The sequence below is a fragment of the Micromonospora parathelypteridis genome (genome assembly GCF_014201145.1).
Taxonomy (GTDB): domain Bacteria; phylum Actinomycetota; class Actinomycetes; order Mycobacteriales; family Micromonosporaceae; genus Micromonospora; species Micromonospora parathelypteridis.
In genome coordinates this window covers 2,298,020-2,319,263 of sequence record NZ_JACHDP010000001.1, presented here as the reverse complement: position 1 = coordinate 2,319,263, position 21,244 = coordinate 2,298,020, and the positions used below count along the sequence as shown (strand labels likewise).

The window sequence follows — 21,244 nt, the reverse complement described above, 5'->3', positions numbered from 1 at the left end:
AGGACGGCATCTCTGGTCGTACCCGAAATATCCGAGACGCGCCGTCCGGCCCGGGGAAGCCGGCACCACCGACGCCGGGTCCGCTTCTGCGGCCCGGCCCCGGTGGTGCGGTCCGGGCCACCCGGGCATCGTCGCCCGGGTGGCCCGCACCATGGTCAGCTCAGTTGGCTGCTTCGATCTTGATGAGGTTGACGCGCTGGAACAGGTCCATCTGCACGTTCTTGACCTTGGACGAGGTGCCGAACACGTTCTCGCCGAAGCGGAGCGGGATCACCGGCATGTCCTTGGCCAGGATGTCCTCCGCCTGCTGGTACTTGGCGATCGCCTCGTCCTGCGTCTTGGCGGCGGAACCCTCCTTGACCAGCCTGTCGAAGTCCGGGTTGCTGTACCCGTAGTAGTTCGACGAGCCGTTCGTGGTGTACAGCGGGCCGAGGTAGTCCTCCATGGTCGGGTAGTCCATGACCCAGGCCATCCGGAACATGCCCACCGGCTGCTTCTTCTCGACCTTGGTCAGCAGGTCGGCGAACTTCGGCTCGGCCGAGCCGACGGCGTCGACACCCAGGTTGGCCTTGAGCTGGTTGACCGTGGCGTCGACCCAGTCCTTGTGGCCGCCATCGCCGTTGTAGGAGATGACGATCTTCGACGGACCACCGGCGGCCTGGTAGAGCTTCTTGGCCTCGGTCGGGTTGAACTCGCCAGCCGCGCCCGCGGTGTTGTCCCGGTAGCCCGGCAGGACCGGCGAGACGAAGGAGCGCGCCGGCTGCTGCGAGCCCTTGAAGACCGACTTGGTGATCTCGTCACGGTCGATCGCCATCGAGATGGCCTTACGCACGTCCGGGTTGCTGTAGTCCTTGTCGAACGTCGGGAACGCCAGGAACTGGAACGACGACATCGGGCTGGTCTTGTACCGGTCGCCGAGGTCGCTCGGCGCGGTGCTCAGGCTCTCGGACGGGATCGTGGGCAGCACGTCCAGGTTGTCCGCCAGGACGTCCGCGTAGGCCGCGGTCAGCTGCTGGTAGATCCGGAACTCGATGTCCTTGACCTTGGGCTTCTCACCCGGGTACGCGTCGTAGCGCTCGACGTCGATCTTGCTGTCGTGCTGCCAGGTGCCCTTCATCTTGAAGGGGCCCTGCCCGATCGGCGCCTGCTCGTAGGAGTCCTTGAGCACGCCCGGGGCCGAGAACGCGGCGTCCGGCACCGGGTAGAACGCGGTGTAGCCGAGCACCGTCTTGAAGTCGATGTACGGGTCGGACAGCGTCACCGTGAAGGTGAGGTCGTCGACCTTCTTCAGACCGGACATCTCCTTGGCCTTCGGCGCCTTGCCCTGCAGGTCCGCGTAGCCAGCGATCTTCTCGAAGAAGTAGTTGCTGTCCTGACCGTTGGGGGCGTACGCGCCGTAGTTCCAGGCGTTGATGTAGTTGTCGGACTTGACCTTCTCGCCGTTGTGGAAGGTGAAGCCGTCCTTGAGCTTGATCGTCCAGACCTTGTTGTCGGACGAGGTCACCGACTCGGCTGCGACCTCGTACGGCTTGTTCTGGGCGTCGTAGTCGACGAGCGGGCTGAACAGGCCGGTGAGCACCTGCGCGCCGGACGTCTCGGTGGTGTTGGTGGGAACCAGGTGCTTCGGCTCGGCGATCTGGATGCTGACCGCCGAAGTGCCGCTGCCGCCGGATCCACCGTCTCCGCCGCTGCCGCAGGCCGCGAGGCCCAGCGTCACCGCGAGCGGGAGGGCGGTCCAGGCGGCGAGTCTACGAACTCGCATTGAGCCTCCTCATCTCCTCACGCTGCGCAGTCATGCCCGACGCTGGGTTTACGCTGCGCAACAAACGGCAACGGTAGGTCGGCGACAGGTCTTCGGCAACGACGCGGTTGCGGGTGGGTAACAGTCCAGGGGGTCCCGGCTTGCTCAAGGTCAGCGGATCTGCTAGCGAAAACCGGTCTAAACGTCGGTGGCCAGCGGATGTTCGACCGGATGCCGCGCTCGCTGTGCCGCCCTCGACCCGGCTGGCGCTCTCTTGACCGGCCGTCCGGTCTCTGCCCGACGCTGGCCTGATGTCTGGTTCGATGGTGACCGAATCCACAAAATGTGACTGAGAGTGACTAGCGACACGTCACAGAACGTCACACGCGCACGGCGATGAATCGGGTGACGGTCGGCCGCCCGAGCGAGGTCGTCTGAACCGCGAGCGGTGGTCGTGAGACGATCTGGTCGTGACGGCGACGCTTCTGGACGGCAAGGCAACCGCGGCGGAAATCAAGGACGAGCTGCGGATACGGGTGAAGGCACTCGCGGAACGCGGCATCACCCCGGGGCTGGGCACGGTCCTGGTCGGGGCGGACCCGGGCAGCCAGGCGTACGTCAACGGCAAGCACCGTGACTGCGCCGAGGTGGGCATCGCCTCGATCCGTCGGGAGCTGCCGGCCGACGCCACCCAGCAGCAGGTCGACGACGTGCTGGCCGAGCTGAACGCCGACCCGGCGTGCCACGGCTACATCGTCCAGTTGCCGCTGCCGGCGCACCTCGACACCCAACGGGTGCTGGAGCTGATCGACCCGGACAAGGACGCCGACGGCCTGCACCCGGTCAACCTGGGCCGGCTCGTCCTTGGCTACGAGGGCCCGCTGCCCTGCACCCCGCGCGGCATCGTGGAGCTGCTCCGCCGGCACGACGTGGCGCTGCGCGGCGCGACCGTCGCCGTGGTCGGTCGGGGCAACACCGTCGGCCGCCCGCTCGGCCTGCTGCTCACCCGGCGCAGCGAGAACGCCACGGTCACGCTGTGCCACACCGGCACCCTCGACCTCGCCTCGCACACCCGGGCCGCTGACATCGTCATCGTCGCGGCCGGCGTACCGGGCCTGCTCACCGGCGACATGATCAACCCCGGCGCGGTCGTGGTGGACGTCGGCATCACCCGCGTGATCGGCGCCGACGGCAAGGGCCGCTACACCGGCGACGTGGACCCGGAGGTGGCCGAGACGGCCGGCGCGCTGGTCCCCATGCCGGGCGGCGTGGGTCCGATGACCCGGGCCATGCTGCTCACCAACGTCGTGGAGCGCGCCGAGCGCGGTTGAGGTGTAACGCCGTAACCGTCCGACCCTGGCCTGATCGGTGCCAGGATGGCTGATACGGTCCGGAAAACCGACTGGTTATCAGGGAGTGGGACGACCATGGGTAAGAAGGTCACTGTCGTCGGGGCTGGCTTCTACGGCTCCACCACCGCACAGCGCCTGGCCGAGTTCGACGTCTTCGACACCGTAGTGATCACCGACATCGTGGAGGGCAAGCCCGCGGGTCTCGCGCTCGACCTCAACCAGTCGCGGGCCATCGAGGGCTTCGAGACGAAGGTGGTCGGCGTGACCACCGGCCCGAACGGTGAGGGCTACGAGTCGATCGAGGGCTCCGACGTCGTCGTGATCACCGCCGGTCTGCCGCGGAAGCCCGGCATGAGCCGGATGGACCTGCTGGAGACCAACGCCAAGATCGTCCGCCAGGTCGCCGAGAACGTCGCCAAGTACGCCCCGAACGCCGTCGTCATCGTGGTCTCCAACCCGCTGGACGAGATGACCGCGCTGGCGCAGCTCGCCACCCAGTTCCCGAAGAACCGGGTGCTCGGCCAGGCCGGCATGCTGGACACCGCCCGGTTCAGCAACTTCGTCGCCGAGGCGCTGAACGTGCCGGTGGCGTCGGTACGCACGCTGACGCTGGGCTCGCACGGCGACACCATGGTCCCGGTGCCGTCGAAGAGCACCGTCAACGGCAAGCCGCTGCGTGACGCGATGCCGGCCGAACAGATCGAGGAGCTGGTCGTCAAGACCCGCAACGGTGGCGCCGAGGTTGTCGCGCTGCTCAAGACCGGCTCGGCGTACTACGCCCCGTCCGCCGCCGCGGCCCGGATGGCGAAGGCCGTCGCCGAGGACTCCGGCGAGGTCATGCCGGTCTGCGCCTGGGTCGACGGCGAGTACGGCATCTCCGGCGTCTACCTCGGTGTCGAGGCTCAGATCGGCGCCGAGGGCGTGAAGCGGGTCGTCGAGACCGACCTGGACGCCGACGAGCGCGCCAGCCTCCTGGAGGCCGCCGAAGCCGTCCGCGCCAAGCAGGGCGACATCTCCAGCATGTGAGTCCCCGAACCACTCGAAGGGCCCGCCGGCCAAGCCGGCGGGCCCTTCGACCGTCCCACCCCCACCCACCCCCACCCCCACCTGGTTGATCAAGAAGTTTGCGTCACCGTGACCGCGATTCCTGACGCAAACCTCTTGATCAACAGGGTGCGAGTGGGTGGGGGTGGGCGTGGGGGTGGGGGGTGAAGGGGGTGGTCAGGTGAGGGGTGGCTAGAAGGGTGGGGGAGTGGGTGCGGAGGGCGGTCAGCCGGGAGATGCGGGCCAGCTCCGGGTCTTCTTCGTGGGTGTAGGTCAGGTTGGGGTCGACGAGTTGGATCATGTGCACCAGCAGGTCGCCGGTGATCAGCATCCGTTCGTCGGCCGCGGTCAGGAGCACCGACTGGTGGCCGGGTGTGTGGCCCGGGGTGGGCAGCAGGCGTACCGCTGGGGTGAGGGTGGTCTCGCCCTCGACCACCCGCAGCTGGCCGGCGGCGCGCAGGGGCGCGATCAGGCCGGCCGGCAGCCCGGGGTTGAGCGTCTCCGCGGCGTCGAGTTCGGCGCGCTGCAGCAGGTAGTTGGCGTTCGGGAAGTACGGCCGGCCGGGTGAGCCGGTGACCGCCCACCCGATGTGGTCGGTGTGCAGGTGGGTCAGCACGACCGTGTCGACATCGGCCGGGTCGATGCCCGCGGCGGCCAGTTCGGCGGGCATCCGGCCGGGCACCGGTGCCCAGCTCGCGGCGGGTGCGTCGGTCGGGCCGATTCCGGCGTCGACGAGGGTGACCGGGCCGTCGCCGGAGCGGACCGCGAAGCTGCGGAACTGCAGCCACCACTGCCCGTCGGCGGTCACCGAGCCGGGGTCACGCCGGTCGGCCTCCCGCCAGTGGGCCGCCGTGGCGTGCGGAAACGCCTCGGTGCGGGGTTGGAAGAAGGCCCCCTCGGCGTCGTTCAGTGCGGTGACCGTGATAGACCCGAGGGTGCGGCTCAGTGGCATCGGGCGATCCTGCCAGCGAACTCCTGAGCCGCGCAGCCCGGTTTCCGCCGGCCGGTCGAGGCCGGCTGGGAGCTGCCGGCCCAATTGCAGTACGCTCGTACTGCTTGAGCATGTCCCCCGAGAGGAGCGCCGGCCGATGGCGAAGATCAAGGTAAACAACCCGGTCGTAGAACTCGACGGCGACGAGATGACCCGGATCATCTGGAAGCAGATCCGGGAGCAGCTGATCCTGCCCTACCTCGACGTCGACCTGCACTACTACGACCTGTCGATCCAGCACCGCGACGAGACCGACGACCAGGTCACGATTGACGCCGCCAACGCCATCAAGGAGCACGGCGTCGGCGTCAAGTGCGCGACCATCACCCCGGACGAGGCCCGGGTGGAGGAGTTCGGCCTGAAGAAGATGTGGCGGTCGCCCAACGGCACCATCCGCAACATCCTCGGCGGCGTCGTCTTCCGCGAGCCGATCATCATGTCCAACGTGCCGCGGCTGGTCCCCGGCTGGACCAAGCCGATCATCATCGGCCGGCACGCCCACGGTGACCAGTACAAGGCCACCGACTTCGTCGTCCCCGGCCCGGGCACGGTGACCATCACCTACACCCCGGCCGACGGCGGCGCGCCGATGGAGATGGAGGTCGCCAACTTCCGGGGCGGCGGCATCGCCATGGGCATGTACAACTACGACGAGTCGATCCGGGACTTCGCCCGGGCGTCGTTCCGGTACGGGCTGGACCGCAACTACCCGGTCTACCTGTCCACGAAGAACACCATCCTCAAGGCGTACGACGGCCGGTTCAAGGACATCTTCGCCGAGGTGTTCGAGGCCGAGTTCAAGGCCGAGTTCGACGCTGCCGGCATCACCTACGAGCACCGGCTGATCGACGACATGGTCGCCGCCGCGCTCAAGTGGGAGGGCGGCTACGTCTGGGCCTGCAAGAACTACGACGGTGACGTGCAGTCCGACACCGTCGCGCAGGGCTTCGGCTCGCTGGGTCTGATGACCTCGGTTCTGCTCTCCCCGGACGGCCGGACCGTCGAGGCCGAGGCCGCGCACGGCACGGTCACCCGGCACTACCGGCAGTGGCAGAAGGGTGAGAAGACGTCGACCAACCCGATCGCGTCGATCTACGCCTGGACGCGGGGCCTGGCCCACCGGGGCAAGCTGGACGGCACCCCGGCGGTCACCGAGTTCGCCAACACGCTGGAGCAGGTCATCGTCGACACCGTCGAGGGCGGCCAGATGACCAAGGACCTGTCGCTGCTCATCTCGCGCGACGCTCCGTGGCTGACCACCGACGAGTTCATGAACGCGCTCGACGAGAACCTGGCCCGTCGGATCGCTGCCTGATCCAGGCGTACCGCATGATCGGAGCCCGCCGGCACCTGCCGGCGGGCTTCGGCGTTTCTGGCGGTGACGCGCCGGTTGGCGTCACTCCGGCCGGCGCGCCTCGTTGACCAGGATGGACGAGATGCCAGTCGCGTCCGAGGAAGGTTGACCACGGTCGACCCGCGGCACCCGTGCGCCGATCAGCCAGCCTTCCCGGCTGTGCCGTGCACAGCCAGCCGTCCCTTCCCTGCGGGGGGCCCTGTCCCGGGCCCCCCGCGCCCTGTTCTCACCCAGCTCAGGCGGCGTCCGCGCGCCGTCTCAGGCCGCGCGCAGCAGGTCGGCGGCGCGTTCGGGGGAGATGTCGTTGATGAAGACACCCATCCCGGACTCGGAGCCCGCCAGGTACTTCAGCTTGTCCTTGGCGCGCCGGATGCTGAACAGCTGCAGGTGCAGGTGGCCCAACTCCCGGTCGATCCGCACCGGCGCCTGCTGCCAGGCCGAGATGTACGGCATCGGCATGTCGAACAGGTTGTCGAAGCGGCGCAGCAGATCCAGGTAGAGCGGCCCGAAGGCGTCCCGCTCGCTGTCGCTGAGGGCCGGGATGTCCGGCACCACACGGTGCGGCGCGACGTGCACCTCGAACGGCCAGCGGGCGGCGGCCGGCACGAACGCCGTCCAGTGTTCGTTCTCGGCGACCACCCGGTCGCCGGTGGCGCGCTCGGCGGCCAGCACGTCCGCGTACAGGTTGCCCCCGCCGGTCCGCTCGGCGTGTCGGCGTGCCGCGGCCAGCAGCGCGCGGGTGCGCGGCGTCACGAAGGGGTACGCGTAGATCTGCCCGTGCGGGTGGTGCAGGGTGACGCCGATCTCGACGCCCCGGTTCTCGAAGCAGAAGACCTGCTCCACGCCGGGCAGTTCACCGAGCACCTCGGTGCGGTCGGCGAGTGCGTCCAGCACGGTGCGGACTCGGCGCGGGGGCAGGCTGGCGAAGGAGGCGTTGTGGTCGGAGGTGAAGCAGACCACCTCGCACCGACCAAGGCCCGGCCGAACCGGTGTGAACGGGGTGATTTCCCCGGGCTCGTCGGCCACTCGGCCGCTCAGTGACGGGAACCGGTTCTCGAAGACCACCACGTCGTAGTCGGGCGCGGGAATCTCGGTCAGCCGGTCGCCCTCCGACGGGTCGAGGGGGCACTCGCTCGCCGGCGGGAGGAAGATGCGGGTCTGCCGGTGCACGGCGACCGCCACCCACTCGTCGGTCAGCGGGTCGTAGCGCAGTTGGGACGCGGGGGGCGGCGGCGGCAGATCGCGGCGGTCCGGCTGGTCGCGGACCGCGTCGTCGCGCTCGTCGAAGTAGATCAGCTCCCGGCCGTCGGCCAGATCGATCGCGGTGCGTTTCACTGCGCCGCCCCCTCACTTGTCGGCGTGCGCGTCGCGCGGCCCGCCCCTGTCGCCTTTACCATGATCAATTCGCCCACCTGTTCGCCGAGTACCCGTCGCGCGGGCGGAGGCAACCGGTCGTCGCTGACCAGTACGTGTGCTGCTGCCAACTCGACGATCGAGGAGATGCCCACCGTGCCCCACTTGGTGTGGTCGGCGAGCACCACCAGTTGATCCGCCGCGGCCACCAGCGCGCGGTCGGTCTCCGCCTCCATCAGGTTCGGGGTGGTGAAACCGGCCCGCTCGGTGATGCCGTGCACGCCCAGGAAGAGCAGATCCAGGTGCAGAGACCGGACGGCGCCGACCGCGAGTGGACCGACCAGCGCGTCCGACGGCGTGCGTACGCCGCCGGTGAGCACCACCGTCTGGTCCGGTCGACCACCGGCGTGCAGGATCTCGGCCACCGGCAGCGAGTTGGTCACCACGGTCAGGCCGGGCACGTCCACCAGCCTCCGGGCCAGCTCGGCCGTGGTGGTGCCGGCGGAGAGCGCGACCGCCGCGCCGGGCCGGACCAGCTGGGCCGCCCGGTCCGCGATGGCGGCCTTCTCCGACAGTTGGCGGACCGACTTGGCGTGGAAGCCCGGCTCGTCGGTCGAGCTCGAACCGGCTGTCGTGGCGCCGCCGTGCACCTTGGCCAGCAGGCCCCGCTCGTGCAGCGCCTCCAGGTCACGCCGGATGGTCATGTCGGAGACACCGAACTCGCCGGCCAACTCGCTCACCCGGACGCCGCCCGTCGACCGGACCCGCTCCAGGATGGCCGCCTGCCGCTGTTGAGCGAGCATTCGCCGTGCCTCCCGGGGGTCCACGCACTCTCACGCGGTCAAACGTGTTCCAACAAAGATGAACACTAGCGCGTAGCGGGTGGCGCTGGAAGAAACGGGGGTACGGCGACGCCTCAGGCGGACGCGACCTTCAGCTCCACCCAACCGGTCTCGGTCAGGTGATGCAGCACGGACTGCACCGCGTCCGCGACGCTCAGGTCGGTGGTGTCCAGCACCAGATCGGCGTCGGTCGGCTCCTCGTACGGGTCGTCGATGCCGGTCATCCCGGTCAGCAGGCCGGCTCGCGCTCGTGCGTACAGGCCCTTGCGGTCCCGGCGCTCACACACCTCCAGCGGCGTGGCGACGTGCACCAGCACGAAACCCGCCCCGGCGGCCAGGGCCATCTCACGGGCCGTTGCGCGGGCCGCCGCGTACGGGGCGATCGGGCAGCAGATGCCCACCCCCCGGTGCCGGGCGATCTCGGAGGCCACCCAGCCGATCCGCCGCACGTTGAGATCCCGGTCGGCCTTGGTGAAGCCCAGCCCGGCGGAGAGTTCCCGGCGCACCACGTCCCCGTCGAGCAGGGTCACCGTGCGGTCACCGCTCTCCCGCAACGCGTCCGCCAGCCCGCGGGCGATCGTCGACTTGCCGGAGCCGGAGAGGCCGGTCAGGAAGACCACCAGTCCGCGGTGCCGGCGCGGTGGCCGGGTCCGGGCCAGCTCCCTCGCCACGGCCGGCGGGGTGTGCCACTCCGGCAACGGGAAGCCCCGGTCGAGCAGGTCGTCGATCTCCTGCTGGGTCAGCGCGAGCCGACGGTTGCGCGGTGGGATGTCCTCCCTCCAGCGCCACTGCCCGTCCCGGTTGTCGTACGCGAGTTCGCGTGGCACCAGCACCCGCAGCCCGGCACCGGAGAGCATCTCCCCGGTGGAGAGCAGGTGGGTGACTCCGTACGCGGCGGAGACCCGGGCGCGCAGCAGGGCGTCGCTGATCTCCTCCCGTCGATGCGACAGCGGCACCGCGACCACGGTGGCGGGCGGCATCCGGTCCCGGGCGGCGAAGATGGTGCGTACCAGCGCCTCGGGCGGGAGCCCACCAGCGCCGCCCTCACCGACCGGGATCATCACGAGCAGGTGTGCGGCCAGGGTGCGGGCGGCGTGGGCGATCTGGGCGAGCTGCGGACGATGCAGTGGCCGGTCGGCGATCACCCCGAGCACCCGGCCCGGGGGCAGCAACGCGCGGACCTCCTCAGGGGTGCGGCGCAGTCGCTGGAACGGGCCGTGACCGCCGTCGCCCAGCCGTCGGAGCTGGCCGCCCACTCCTGCCACGCCCTCGCGCACCTGCCAGACGTCCGCCACGTCGAGGGCAGCCGCCGGTGCGCCCTCGCCGTCGGTCAGCACCAGCGCCCGGCGGGCCGGGTCGCGCGGATCGAAGCCCTGGGCCAACGCGGTCGGCACCTGCAGAGTCACCGCGACCTGCCACGGAGTGCCGTCGGCCAGTCGGCCGCGACGGCTGACCGACACCAGGTCGGCGCGGGTCATGAAACCGCTCAGAGGGGCGTACGCACCGGTCAGCAGCAGCTCCAGATCCGCGAGCTCACCGGGACGCGGCGTGTACGCCGGCGCATCCCGGAGCACCTCGTCGGGCAGCACCCAGCCGTTGCTCATCCACACCCCCCACTCGCTGACCGGCACACAGTTTCGCAGCCGACCGCCGATCGGTCGAGAGCGCCACTCCACGACCCCTGCGGGCGGATCAACGCCGGATCCGCCGCCCTACTGCCGATCGCACCCGGCTCCACACCGAACCGGTCCCCGTCGGCGAAGAGGATCTCGCTCGACATTCCGGTAGCGCGGGCACGACGGCCAGTCGGCTGGGAGGTGAATGGTGTCACCCCGGATGGTCCTTTCCCGAGGCGGGGTCGCGCCGAACGCGTACGGCGCCCACCCCTGCGAGGGACCTTAGGGGTCCACCGCCGCAATGATCAGGGAAGCGCCGGGGGCGTGCCGGTGTCCGCGGTGGGCATCGACTCCCTACGCTGGGCAGCGTGACACTGATCGCGACCCAGTCGCTCACCAAGACGTACGGAGGTCGGGTCACCGCGCTGGCCGACCTCACCGTCGCCGTCGAGCCCGGGATCATCGGCCTGGTGGGCGCGAACGGCGCCGGAAAATCCACGTTGATCAAGATTCTGCTCGGCCTGATCGCCCCGACCAGCGGTCAGGTCTCGGTGCTCGGCATCGACCCGACCGTCGACCCGGCGGCGGTCCGCGCGCGCGTCGGCTACATGCCCGAGCACGACTGCCTCCCGCCGGACCTGTCCGCCGCCGAGTTGGTCACCCACCTCGGCCGGATGAGCGGCCTGCCACGCACCGCCGCCCGCGAGCGGGCGTCGGAGGCGCTGCGGCACGTCGGCCTCTACGAGGAGCGTTACCGCCCGGTCGGTGGCTACTCGACCGGCATGAAGCAACGGGTCAAGCTGGCCCAGGCGTTGGTGCACGACCCCGACCTGCTGTTGCTCGACGAGCCGACCAACGGCCTGGACCCGGCCGGCCGCGACGCCATGCTGGCCCTGGTGCACCGGATCGGCACCGAGTTCGGCATCTCCGTGCTGGTCTGTTCACACCTGCTCGGCGAGGTGGAGCGAATCTGCGACACGCTGATCGCCATCGACGGCGGCAAGCTGCTGCGCGCCGACCACATCTCCGCGATGACCACGGCCACCGACGTGCTCGCCGTGGAGGTCAGTGAGGGCACCGAGGAGCTTGCCGCCCGGCTCGCCGCGCTCAAACTGCCGGTGGCGCGGGACGGGCGTCTGCTTCTCGTACCGCTCGCCGATGACGGCACCTACGACCTGATCCTCGGCGCCGTCGCCGAACTGGACCTGCCACTGCACCGACTGGACCAGCGCCGGCACCGGGTGGCCGAACTCTTCGCCACGAGGGAGCGCACCAATGCCTGAGCCGTCCTCCGCCGCCGTGCGCCCCGCGCCGACCGGCGTCATCCACGACATCGGCTACCAGCGCTACGAGGGCCCGAGGCTGGGCCGCCGGCACGTCTTCGGCGCGCTCTACCTGCACGGGCTGCGCACCACGTTCGGGTTCGGGCGTAGCGCCAAGGCCAAGATCTTCCCGTGGCTGGTGGTCGGCATCGTCACCCTGGTCGCGGTGGCCCTCGCGGCCGTACGCAGCCAGATCGGCGAGGTCGTCGCCACGTACGCCCAGTTCGCCGACGCGATGAGTTGGCTGGTCATCTTCTTCGTCGCGGTGGCCGCGCCGGAGTTGGTCTCCCGCGATCTGCGCAGCGGCGTGCTGCCGCTGTATTTCTCCCGACCGCTGCCGCGCACCGACTACGCGCTGGCCAAGCTGCTGGCGCTCGTCACGGCGCTCTGGCTGCTGCTCGGTGGGCCGCAGCTGGTGATGTTCCTGGGTGCCGCTTTCACCACCAAGGACGGCATGCGCGGGGTCTGGAACGAGCTGCTGGACCTGCTGCCCGGGCTGCTCTACGCCGGGCTCTGGGCGGTGGTCTTCGCCTCGATCGGGCTGCTGGTCGCGTCGCTGACCGGCAAGCGGGCCTTCGCCGCCGGCGGTGTGGTCGCGGTCTTCCTCATGACCACCCCGATCGTGGGCGTGCTGAGCATCCTGCCGTCGCAGGCGGCCAATGAGCTGGCCGGGCTCGCCTCCCCCTCCACCCTGGTCCAGGGGGTCGGCATCTGGTCGCTGGGCGACCTCCTGGTCGAGGGCGATCCGGGCGAGATGATGATCGGCGGTTTCGGTCCGGTCTACGCCCTGGCCGCGGTGCTGCTGGTCGCTGGCGCGACCGCCCTCCTGCTGGTCCGCTACCGGAAGGTCGCCTCCTGATGAGCACGCTGAGTCTGACCGGGGTGTCCCGGTGGTACGGCAACGTGGTCGCGGTCAACGACATCAGCATGGCTCTCGGGCCGGGCGTGACCGGCCTGCTCGGCCCGAACGGCGCCGGCAAGACCACGCTGCTGCACATGATGGCCGGGTTCCTCGCGCCGTCGCGGGGCACGGTCACCCTCGACGACCAGCCGACCTGGCGTAACCCTGACGTCTACCGACGGCTGGGCCTGGTCAGCGAACGGGAGGCGGTGCAGGGCTTCCTCACCGCGTACGAGTTCGTGCTGGCCAGCGCGAAGCTGCACCGGCTGGCCGATCCGGCGGCGGCCGCCCGACGGGCGATCGACCTGGTGGAGCTGGAGGCGGCGCAGAACCGCCGGATCGGCACGTACTCCAAGGGCATGCGACAGCGGGCCCGGGTGGCCGCCGCGATGGTGCACGACCCGCAGGTGCTGCTGCTCGACGAACCGTTCAACGGGATGGACCCGCGCCAGCGGCTGCACATGATGCAGTTGCTGCACACGCTGGGCGACGCCGGCCGGACGATCCTGTTCAGCTCGCACATCCTCGAAGAGGTCGAGCAGGTCTCCGGGACGGTACAGGTGATGGTGGCCGGCCGGTTGGCGGCCTCCGGCGACTTCCGGACCATCCGCCGGCTGATGACCAACCGCCCGCACGTCTTCGCGGTGCGGTCCACCGACGACCGGGCGCTGGCCGTCGCGCTGATCGCCGAGCCGTCGGTGAGTGGGGTCGAGTTGGACCCGACGGGTCTGACCGTGCGGGCCGGCGACTATGGCGCCTTCACCCGCGCGCTGCCCCGGATCGCGCTCAAGCAAGGCATCCGGGTGCGCCAACTGGTGCCGTCCGACGAGTCTCTGGAGAGCGTCTTCTCCTACCTGGTGGAGGCCTGACATGTCGACAATTACCTGGATCACCGCGCGCGGGCTGTTCGGCCGGCGTCGGTTCCTGCTGCTGCTCCCGCTGCCGTTGGTGCTGCTCGGGCTGGCCGTGCTCTGCCGGTCGCTGGGGGTGGACCCGGGCGAGTGGGGGCCGCCGGTGCTGGTCGGCCTCGGGCTGGCCGTGGTGCTGCCGGTGGTTGCGCTGATCATCGGCACGGGCGTGCTGGGCGCCGAGATCGACGACGGCACGGTCGTGCACATCCTGACCAAGCCGCTGCCGCGCTGGCAGATCGTGCTGCCGAAGCTCGCGGTGGCCGCCGGGGTCACCGCGGCCACCGTCGCGGTGCCGCTCTACGTCGCGGGCGTGCTGGCCGATTCGGTACGCCTCGGTCTGGCGCTGGCGGTCTCGGCGACGCTCGGCGCGCTGGCGTACTCGGCGTTGTTCCTCGCGCTCAGCCTGGTCACCAGGCGGCCGGTGCTGCTCGGCCTGGTGTACGTGCTGATCTGGGAAGGGCTGCTGGGCAACTTCGTCAGCGGCACCAAGGTGCTCTCCATCCAGCAGTACGTGATCGCCCTCGCGGACCGGATCGCCCCTACCGGGCTGCTGGAGACCACCGTGTCGGTGCCGGTGGCGTCGGTGATGACCGCGCTGGTGAGTGTCGGCTTTACCGTGCTGGCCATCGACCGTCTGCGCTCGTTCAGCGTGGCTGGCGAAACGAGCTGAGACCGGTGCGAAGCGGTGTTCCGGCCAGCCACCGTCCCGCGGTAGGGCTGGCCGGATGGACCGGTGGACCCACACCGGGCCAGGCTGTGGGGCGTGAGCGTCGATGCGGAGCGAACGTCGTTGGCTGAGCCGTACTCCCGGAGCAGCCGGCCGTGGCTGACCAGCCTGGCGGTCGCCGGGCTGGCCTGCGCCACGGTCGCCACGGCCGCGCAGGGCAGCGGTCAGTTCCACTGGTGGGCCGTGTTCATCCTGATCCCGACCGCGTTGATCGCGGCCAGCGGTGGGCCGTTGCTGGCCCGGGGCGGTGGCCGGGCGTTCGCCGGGTACATGCTCGCCTGCGTCGGCGCGATGGGGTTCGCGGTGGGCGCGCTGCTGATGTTCGGCGTGATGGGGCGGGGTTGGCCGCTGCTGGTGGTGCTGCCCTGCCTGGCGGTCGCCGGCACCTACGGCTGGCGGGCCGCCCACCCGCTGGCCCGTGGCCTGCACCGGGCGGTGGCCCTGCTCGCGCTGACCGGCGCGTTGCTCGGCTTGACCCTCCAGCTTCTCCGGGTGGATCTGATCGACCTGGAGACCGGTTGGTGGGGTGCGTTCCTGATGCTGGCCGGGGCCATCGTGCTGGGCAACGCGGGCGAGCTGACCCGGCACCGGATGCCGTACCGCCTCCAGGCGATCACCCTGCTGGTAGGGCCGGCGGTGATCGCGTTCCTGCTCGGGCTGCGCTTCCTGCGCGGCTGGTGATGACCGGTCCGCCGCCGCCCCGGCGGGGTGGGCGGCGGCGGACGCAGGTCAGAAGGCGCAGGCGATGACGAGCTCCGGGGTGCGGTCGGGGAGCAGGTCGAGTTTGCCGATCCGGCCGGCCGCCCGTAGGTCGTCGGCGACCAGGTTGAGCTGCTCCAGAAGCGCCGCCGGGCCGAGCGCCTCGGCCAGCGGCACGTCCGCCTTCATCGACAGTTTCCGCTCCGACTTGGCCCGCCGCACCTGGCTCAACGCGTCGCCGGCAAGCCGCAACAGCGCCGGCTCGCCCGATCCCTCGATCGTCCGGGCCACCTCGTGGGTGGTGGGCCACGGCGCACTGTGCACCGAGCCGTACCGCCACCACGACCACACCTCCTCGGTCACGTAGGGCAGCACCGGGGCGAACAGCCGCAGCTGCACCGACAGCGCCGAGGCCAGCGCCGCCCGTGCCGAGTCGGCGGCCGGGCCGGTGCCGTAGGCGCGTTCCTTCACCAGCTCGATGTAGTCGTCGCAGAACCGCCAGAAGAACGCCTCGGTCGCCTGCAGTGCCGCCGTGTGGTCGTACGCGTCGAAGGCGGTGCTCGCGGCGGTGACCACGGTGGCCAGTTCGGCGAGCATGGCCCGGTCCAGCGGGGTGGTCGCCGGGGCGCGCAACGCGTCCGCAGCGCCCAGCCCGAGCGCGAACTTGGAGGCGTTCAGCAGCTTGGTGGCCAGGCGCCGGCCGATCTTGATCTGGGCCGGGTCGAAGGCCAGGTCCATGCCGGGCTTGCCGCTGGCCGCCCAGTAGCGGACCGCGTCCGAGCCGTGCTGTTCCAACAACGCCAGCGGGGTGACCACGTTCCCCTTGGACTTGGCCATCTTCTTGTGGTCCGGGTCGAGGATCCAACCGGAGAGCACGGTGTCCCGCCAGGGCAGCACACCGTGCTCGAAGTGCGAACGGACCACGCTGTCGAAGAGCCAGGTCCGAATGATCTCCTGCCCCTGCGGGCGGAGGTCCATCGGGAAGATCCGGGCGAACAGGTCCGGGTCGGTTTCCCAGCCGCCGACGATCTGTGGGGTCAACGACGAGGTCGCCCAGGTGTCCAGCACGTCCGGGTCGCCGACGAAGCCGCCGGGTCGGCCGCGCTGCGACTCGTCGTAGCCGGGCGCCGGGTCGGTGGATGGGTCGACCGGCAGCGCGGACTCGTCCGGCGTGAGAGGGTGGGACCAGTCCGGCTCGCCAGTGTCGTCGAGCCGGTACCACACCGGCACCGGCACTCCGAAGAAGCGTTGGCGACTGACCAGCCAGTCCCCGGTCAGGCCGCCCACCCAGTGGTCGTAGCGGTGCTTCATGTGCGCCGGCACCCAGTGCAGCTCCGCACCCCGGGCCAGCAGCGTCGCCCGCAGGGAGTCGTCCCGGCCGCCGTTGCGCAGATACCACTGTCGGGTCGAGACGATCTCCAGTGGCCGGTCGCCGCGCTCGTAGAACTTGACCGGGTGGGTGATCGGGCGTGGCTCGCCGATCAGGTCACCCGCGTCGGCCAGCATTCCGACGATCTCCCGGCGGGCGCCGTTGACCGTCTGCCCCGCCAGCGCCGCGTACGGCTGCGCCGGCACCCCGGCCGGCGGCTCGGCGAGCAGCCGGCCGTCCCGGCCGATCACGACCCGGGTGGGCAGCCGCAGCTCACGCCACCAGGTCACGTCGGTCAGGTCACCGAACGTGGAGACCATCGCGACACCGGTGCCCTTGGCCGGGTCGGCGAGCGGGTGGGCACGTAGCGGCACCTCGACGTCGAACAGCGGGCTGCGCACGGTGCCGCCCACCAGGTCGGCGTACCGCTCGTCGTCGGGGTGACAGACCAACGCCACACAGGCCGGCAGCAGCTCGGGCCGGGTGGTGTCGATGAGCACCTCGCGCCCGTCGGACGCGATGAACCGCAGCCGGTAGTAGGCGCCCTGGCGCTCCCGGTCCTCCAACTCGGCCTGGGCGACCGCGGTGGCGAAACCGACGTCCCAGAGTGTCGGCGCCTCCGACTGGTACGCCTCGCCGCGCCGCAGGTTGCGCACGAACGCCCGTTGGCTGGTGGCCCGGGCGGTCCGGCCGATCGTCGTGTACGTCAAGGACCAGTCCACCGAGAGCCCGAGCCGCCGCCACAGCGCCTCGAAGGCCTGCTCGTCGGTGACGGTCAGTTGTTCGCACAGCTCGATGAAGTTGCGCCGGGAGATCGGGGTGGGGTCGCGGCGGGCCGCGTCGTCGACCGGGGCCGCCGGTGGCCGCCACACCGGGTCGTACGGCAACGCGGGATCGCAGCGCACCCCGTAGACGTTCTGCACGCGACGCTCGGTGGGCAGGCCGTTGTCGTCCCAGCCCATCGGGTAGAAGACGGCCTTGCCGCGCATCCGCTGGTACCGCGCGACGGTGTCGGTGTGCGTGTACGAGTACACGTGCCCCATGTGCAACTCGCCCGATACGGTCGGCGGCGGAGTGTCGATCGCGTACACGTCCCTGCGCTGCTTCGAGCGGTCGAACGCGTACGTGCCTTCCTCCTGCCAGCGGCGTGCCCAGCGCTCCTCGAGCCCGTCCAGGGTCGGACGCTCGGGAACGCCGGCTCGGGCCGTCCTCGCCGTTTCGGTCATCCTGCGATCGTAGGCACCGCCGGAGGGTCGAGCCACGCAGTTGCCGCAACGCTGGTTCAGATCAACGAGTCGCGCCACTGCCGGTGCAGGGCCGCGTACCGGCCGTCGGCCTCGGCCAGCTCACCGGGTGGGCCGTCCTCGACGACCTTCCCGTCGTCGAGAACGAGCACCCGGTCGGCGGTCTCCACAGTGGAGAGCCGATGTGCGATCACCAGGGCGGTTCGGTCGCGCAGGATGGTGCCGAGTGCCCGCTGCACGAGCCGTTCGGTCGGCACGTCCAGCGACGACGTCGCCTCGTCCAGGATCAGCACGGTCGGGTCGGCCAGGAACGCCCGGGCGAACGCGACCAACTGCCGCTGCCCGGCGGAGAGCCGCCCGCCACGGCGGTGCACCTGGGTGGCGTACCCCTCGGGAAGGGCCGCGATGAAATCGTGCGCGCCGATCGACCGCGCGGCGGCCTCGACCGCCGCGTCGTCCGCGCTCGGGCGGCCGAACCGGATGTTCTCGGCGACCGTCCCACTGAAGAGGTGGTTCTCCTGCGTCACCAACACGACCGCGCGGCGCAGGTCGGCGTCGCTCACCTCGCGCAGGTCGACCCCGTCCAGCCGGACGATGCCGGTGTCCGGGTCGTGGAACCGGGCGACCAGCTTCGCGATTGTCGACTTGCCCGCGCCGGTCGGCCCGATCAGCGCCACGGTCTGTCCGGCCGACACGGTCAGCTCCAGCCCGCCGAGGATCGGGGTGCCCGCCCGGTATCCGAAGGAGACCGCCCGGAAGGTCAACTCGCCGCGGCCGGGCCCGCTCGGCAGCGGTGTGGGCCGGTCCGGCTCGGCCACGGCCGGCCGTTCGTCGAGCACCCCGGCCAACTTCTCCAGTGCCGCCGTGGCCGACTGCAGCGAGTTGTAGAACTGGCTCAACTCCTGCATCGGCTCGAAGAAGCGACGTAGGTAGAGCAGGAACGCGGCGAGCACGCCGATCTCGGTCTGCCCGCCGAGCACCCGCCAGCCGCCGTAGCAGAGCACCACCGCCACGGTGACGTTGCCGATCAGTTTGATCGCCGGCGAGTACGTGGCGATCAGCCGGAACGTGTGCAGGCTGGTTCGTCGGTAGTCGTCGCCGAGCGCCACGAAGATCCGTTGGTTGCGCGGCTCCCGGCGGAACGCCTGCACCGCCCGGATGCCCCGCATCGACTCCACGAAATGCACGATGACCAGCGCGACCGCGTCCCGGGTCCGCCGGTACGCGCTCGCCGACGACCGGGCGAACCACCGGGAGAGCCAGAACAGGAACGGGAAGGCGAGCAGCGTCACGGCGGCCAGCGGCAGGTCCAGCCAGAGCAGGATGGCGGCCACCGACAACATCGACAGCCCGGCCATCACCAGGCTGTCGATCCCACCGTCGACCAGCTCGGCGATCGAGTCCAGGTCACTGGTGAGCCGGGAGACCATCCGGCCCGAGGTGTACCGCTCGTGGAAGCCCACGGACAGCCGCAGGAAGTGCCCGAACACCCGTTGCCGCAGGTCGAGCAGGACGGCCTGGCCGATCCGGGCAGAGATGGTGAGGAACCCTCGGCGAGCCGCGTACTCGGTCATCGAGGCGACCGCGAACGCCCCGGCGACGGCGACCAGCGGGCCAGCGTCGCCGGCGCGCAGCGGCGGGATGGCCCGGTCGATGCCGACCATGACGAGGTACGGGCCGGCCATCGCGGCGGCGTTCTGGGTCAGCAGCAGGCCGACCGCGGCGGCGAGTCGCCCCCGGTGTGGTCGGAGCTCATCGGCGAGCAGGGCCCGGCTGAGCCGGCGCAGCCGGGCCACCGCCTCGGGTGCGGCGTCCTCGGCTCGACTCCGGTCGGCCTCCGGGTCCGTGGCGGTTCCACGCCAGCGGGTGAGCTCCGGCTCCTCCTCGGGCGGTGGGTCGGCCTGCTTCGGCACTGTCACGAGCGCACCAGCCCCCACCCGTCCGATGGGGACGGGCTCGGGCCGGCGGCTCCGGCCGCGGGTGGGTGCCCGGTCGGCGGCTCGGCGGCGAGCAGCGCCCGGTACGCCGGCACGGTGGCCAGCAGTTCGGAGTGCCGCCCGATCGCGGTGATGTGCCCGTCTTCGAGCAGGGCGACCCGGTCGGCCAGGGCGATCGTCGAGGGTCGGTGCACCACCAGTAGCGCGGTGCTGTCGCGCAGGACCCGCCGCAGTGCCGCCTCGACGAGCGCTTCGGTGTGCACGTCGAGGGCCGACAGCGGGTCGTCCAGCACCAGCACCGCCGGTCGGCCGAGCACGGCCCGTGCCAACGCGAGTCGTTGCCGTTGCCCGCCGGAGAGGGACAGCCCCTGCTCGCCTACCCGGGTGGCCAATCCCCACGGCAACTCGTACGCGAAGTCCGCCTGGGCCAGCGCGAGGGCCGCTTGGACGTCGTCGTCGCCGGCGTCCGGGCGTCCCAGGGTGAGGTTCTCCCGCACCGACATGGAGAAGAGCGTGGGTTCCTCGAACGCCACCCCGACCAGTCGGCGCAGCGAGGCCAGCCGCAGCTCGCGCAGGTCGTGCCCGTCCAGGGTGATCCGGCCGGCGGTCACCTCGTGCAGCCGGGGCACCAGGGAGAGCAGCGTGCTCTTGCCGGAGCCGGTGGCACCGACCAGGGCCAGCGTTTCGCCCGGTTCGATGGTCAGGTCGATTTCGCGCAGCACCGGGGTGGTGGCACCCGGGTAGCTGAACGCGACGCGCTCGAAGCGGAGCCGGCCGTGGACCGTGTCTCGGGGGAGCGCGAGCGCGCCGGGCAGGTCCACGATCTGGGGTGGGGTGTCCAGCACCTCCTGGAGCCGGTCGGCTGCGGTGGCGGCCTCCTGACCGTTGGCGATGATCCAACCCAGCGACTGCACCGGCCAGATGAGCATCAGTTGGAGGCTGACGAACGCGACCAGCTCGCCGATGGTGAGCGCACCCTTCGCGGCGGCGGCCGCCCCGGCCACCAGCACCACGCCCAGGGTCACGTTGGGCACCAGGTCGAGCAACGCCGAGGTGTTGGCCAGCAGTCGCGCCTTGCTGACCCCTGTGTCGTGCAGCCTGCGGGCCCCGCCGGCGAAGCGGTCCGCCAGTTCGGGCCCCCGGCCGTACGCCTTCATGGTGCGCAGGCCCTGTGCTGTCTCCTCGACCAGAGTCGCCACGTCGCCCTGCTGATCCTGCATCCGTCGGGACGCGGCATGGTAGTGCCGCCCGAACCGGCGACTGATCAGCAGCAGCGGCACCGCGCTGGCCGCGACCAGCACCCCGAGTACCGGGTGCAGGTTGATCAGGAGCACCACCACGACCACGTAGGTGGTCAGGTTGAGCACCAGGAAGAACACGCCGAAGGAGAGGAACCGGCGGATCACCGACAGGTCGCTGGTGATCCGGGAGAGCAACTGGCCGGACTGCCAACGGTCGTGGAAGTTCGTCGGCAGTCGTTGCAGGTGGGCGTAGACGTCGGCGCGTAGCGCCGCCTCCATGCCCACCGCCGAGGAGGACTGCACCCACCGGCGGATGAAGATGAGCACCGCCTCGACCACGCCGAGCAGCAGCGCCAGGCCGCCGAGCTGGAGCAGCCCGACAGGTTCGTGTCGGGCCACCGGCCCGTCCACCACCCGCTGCACGACCAGCGGTACGGCGATCCCGGCCGCTGTTCCGGCGAGGCCCGCGACGAGCAGCCAGGCGAACTCGGCGGCGTACGGGCGCAGGTAGGGACGGAGGCGCCAGAGGTTGTGCAACGGATGGTGGGGCGCGGCGGCCCGGGTGGCCGGGCTGCCGCCGATCTCCACAGGCACTACCAG

Annotated in this window: 16 protein-coding genes; 8 read left to right on the top strand and 8 right to left on the bottom strand. The window is 70.8% G+C overall.

Annotated features, from left to right (window positions below; genetic code table 11):
• Positions 1 to 160: 160 nt before the first annotated feature.
• On the bottom strand, positions 161 to 1,762 hold the full coding sequence (locus HNR20_RS10125; protein WP_184178507.1) for a peptide ABC transporter substrate-binding protein: 1,602 nt from the start codon (positions 1,760 to 1,762) through the stop codon (positions 161 to 163).
• A 449-nt stretch (positions 1,763 to 2,211) separates the two neighbouring features.
• On the opposite strand from HNR20_RS10125, the gene HNR20_RS10120 reads away from it, so the two are divergent.
• Together HNR20_RS10120 and HNR20_RS10115 are read left to right on the top strand one after the other, a co-directional pair.
• Positions 2,212 to 3,072, top strand: a complete 861-nt coding sequence (locus HNR20_RS10120; RefSeq protein ID WP_184178505.1) for a bifunctional methylenetetrahydrofolate dehydrogenase/methenyltetrahydrofolate cyclohydrolase — start codon at positions 2,212 to 2,214, stop codon at positions 3,070 to 3,072.
• A 96-nt stretch (positions 3,073 to 3,168) separates the two neighbouring features.
• On the top strand, positions 3,169 to 4,119 hold the full coding sequence (locus tag HNR20_RS10115) for a malate dehydrogenase (protein WP_184178503.1): 951 nt from the start codon (positions 3,169 to 3,171) through the stop codon (positions 4,117 to 4,119).
• Positions 4,120 to 4,258: 139 nt separating this feature from the next.
• On the opposite strand, the gene HNR20_RS10110 is transcribed toward HNR20_RS10115, so the two are convergent.
• Complete coding sequence (locus HNR20_RS10110) at positions 4,259 to 5,089, bottom strand: MBL fold metallo-hydrolase (RefSeq protein WP_184178501.1); 831 nt, start codon at positions 5,087 to 5,089, stop codon at positions 4,259 to 4,261.
• Positions 5,090 to 5,225: 136 nt separating this feature from the next.
• Between HNR20_RS10110 and HNR20_RS10105 the strand changes: the two genes are divergently transcribed.
• Positions 5,226 to 6,443 carry an NADP-dependent isocitrate dehydrogenase gene (locus HNR20_RS10105; protein WP_184178499.1) on the top strand — a complete coding sequence of 406 codons (1,218 nt, stop codon included), beginning with the start codon at positions 5,226 to 5,228 and terminating at the stop codon, positions 6,441 to 6,443.
• Between the two features lie 297 nt (positions 6,444 to 6,740).
• Here the strand turns inward: HNR20_RS10105 and galT are convergent, their stop codons facing one another.
• The 3 genes from galT to cysC form a co-directional block, all read right to left on the bottom strand.
• Complete coding sequence (gene galT, locus HNR20_RS10100; RefSeq protein WP_184178497.1) at positions 6,741 to 7,817, bottom strand: galactose-1-phosphate uridylyltransferase; 1,077 nt, start codon at positions 7,815 to 7,817, stop codon at positions 6,741 to 6,743.
• Positions 7,814 to 8,638, bottom strand: coding sequence for a DeoR/GlpR family DNA-binding transcription regulator (locus HNR20_RS10095; protein WP_184178495.1), 825 nt, complete (start codon positions 8,636 to 8,638; stop codon positions 7,814 to 7,816). Before HNR20_RS10095 ends, galT begins: the two co-directional genes overlap by 4 nt.
• A gap of 113 nt (positions 8,639 to 8,751) precedes the next feature.
• Positions 8,752 to 10,281, bottom strand: coding sequence for an adenylyl-sulfate kinase (gene cysC, locus HNR20_RS10090; RefSeq protein ID WP_184178494.1), 1,530 nt, complete (start codon positions 10,279 to 10,281; stop codon positions 8,752 to 8,754).
• A gap of 380 nt (positions 10,282 to 10,661) precedes the next feature.
• Here cysC and HNR20_RS10085 point away from each other — a divergent pair, with 380 nt between their 5' ends.
• From HNR20_RS10085 to HNR20_RS10065, 5 genes are all read left to right on the top strand, one after another.
• A complete protein-coding gene (locus HNR20_RS10085; RefSeq protein WP_184178492.1) occupies positions 10,662 to 11,576 on the top strand; it encodes an ABC transporter ATP-binding protein in 915 nt (304 codons plus the stop codon).
• Entirely contained in the window at positions 11,569 to 12,474 is a 906-nt protein-coding gene (locus HNR20_RS10080; protein ID WP_184178490.1) for an ABC transporter permease, read from the top strand. The genes HNR20_RS10085 and HNR20_RS10080 overlap by 8 nt, the downstream gene beginning before the upstream one ends.
• Positions 12,474 to 13,385 (top strand): ABC transporter ATP-binding protein, encoded by a 912-nt coding sequence (locus HNR20_RS10075; protein ID WP_184178488.1) that lies wholly within the window; start codon positions 12,474 to 12,476, stop codon positions 13,383 to 13,385. Before HNR20_RS10080 ends, HNR20_RS10075 begins: the two co-directional genes overlap by 1 nt.
• Position 13,386: 1 nt before the next feature.
• On the top strand, positions 13,387 to 14,097 hold the full coding sequence (locus HNR20_RS10070; protein ID WP_184178486.1) for an ABC transporter permease: 711 nt from the start codon (positions 13,387 to 13,389) through the stop codon (positions 14,095 to 14,097).
• Positions 14,098 to 14,190: 93 nt separating this feature from the next.
• Positions 14,191 to 14,835 (top strand): hypothetical protein, encoded by a 645-nt coding sequence (locus HNR20_RS10065; RefSeq protein ID WP_184178484.1) that lies wholly within the window; start codon positions 14,191 to 14,193, stop codon positions 14,833 to 14,835.
• A 48-nt stretch (positions 14,836 to 14,883) separates the two neighbouring features.
• Here HNR20_RS10065 and valS read toward each other — a convergent pair whose 3' ends face one another.
• Genes valS through HNR20_RS10050 form a run of 3 tightly spaced genes read right to left on the bottom strand, consistent with a single transcriptional unit; the run spans position 14,884 to position 21,238 of the window.
• Positions 14,884 to 17,448, bottom strand: a complete 2,565-nt coding sequence (valS, locus tag HNR20_RS10060; RefSeq protein WP_184178482.1) for a valine--tRNA ligase — start codon at positions 17,446 to 17,448, stop codon at positions 14,884 to 14,886.
• 56 nt (positions 17,449 to 17,504) lie between these two features.
• On the bottom strand, positions 17,505 to 19,385 hold the full coding sequence (locus HNR20_RS10055; protein ID WP_184178480.1) for an ABC transporter ATP-binding protein: 1,881 nt from the start codon (positions 19,383 to 19,385) through the stop codon (positions 17,505 to 17,507).
• Positions 19,382 to 21,238: an ABC transporter ATP-binding protein gene (locus HNR20_RS10050; RefSeq protein ID WP_373291003.1), complete on the bottom strand. Its 1,857-nt coding sequence runs from the start codon at positions 21,236 to 21,238 to the stop codon at positions 19,382 to 19,384. Before HNR20_RS10050 ends, HNR20_RS10055 begins: the two co-directional genes overlap by 4 nt.
• Positions 21,239 to 21,244 lie beyond the last annotated feature (6 nt).

What these genes read in the sequence shown, in the direction of transcription:
- HNR20_RS10115 (WP_184178503.1), top strand. Translation starts at nt 3,169, where the DNA reads ATGGGTAAGAAGGTCACTGTCGTCGGGGCTGGCTTCTACGGCTCCACC.
- valS (WP_184178482.1), bottom strand. Translation starts at nt 17,448, where the DNA reads ATGACCGAAACGGCGAGGACGGCCCGAGCCGGCGTTCCCGAGCGTCCG.
- HNR20_RS10080 (WP_184178490.1), top strand. Translation starts at nt 11,569, where the DNA reads ATGCCTGAGCCGTCCTCCGCCGCCGTGCGCCCCGCGCCGACCGGCGTC.
- HNR20_RS10110 (WP_184178501.1), bottom strand. Translation starts at nt 5,089, where the DNA reads ATGCCACTGAGCCGCACCCTCGGGTCTATCACGGTCACCGCACTGAAC.
- HNR20_RS10075 (WP_184178488.1), top strand. Translation starts at nt 12,474, where the DNA reads ATGAGCACGCTGAGTCTGACCGGGGTGTCCCGGTGGTACGGCAACGTG.
- HNR20_RS10125 (WP_184178507.1), bottom strand. Translation starts at nt 1,762, where the DNA reads ATGCGAGTTCGTAGACTCGCCGCCTGGACCGCCCTCCCGCTCGCGGTG.
- HNR20_RS10070 (WP_184178486.1), top strand. Translation starts at nt 13,387, where the DNA reads ATGTCGACAATTACCTGGATCACCGCGCGCGGGCTGTTCGGCCGGCGT.
- HNR20_RS10095 (WP_184178495.1), bottom strand. Translation starts at nt 8,638, where the DNA reads ATGCTCGCTCAACAGCGGCAGGCGGCCATCCTGGAGCGGGTCCGGTCG.
- cysC (WP_184178494.1), bottom strand. Translation starts at nt 10,281, where the DNA reads ATGAGCAACGGCTGGGTGCTGCCCGACGAGGTGCTCCGGGATGCGCCG.
- HNR20_RS10105 (WP_184178499.1), top strand. Translation starts at nt 5,226, where the DNA reads ATGGCGAAGATCAAGGTAAACAACCCGGTCGTAGAACTCGACGGCGAC.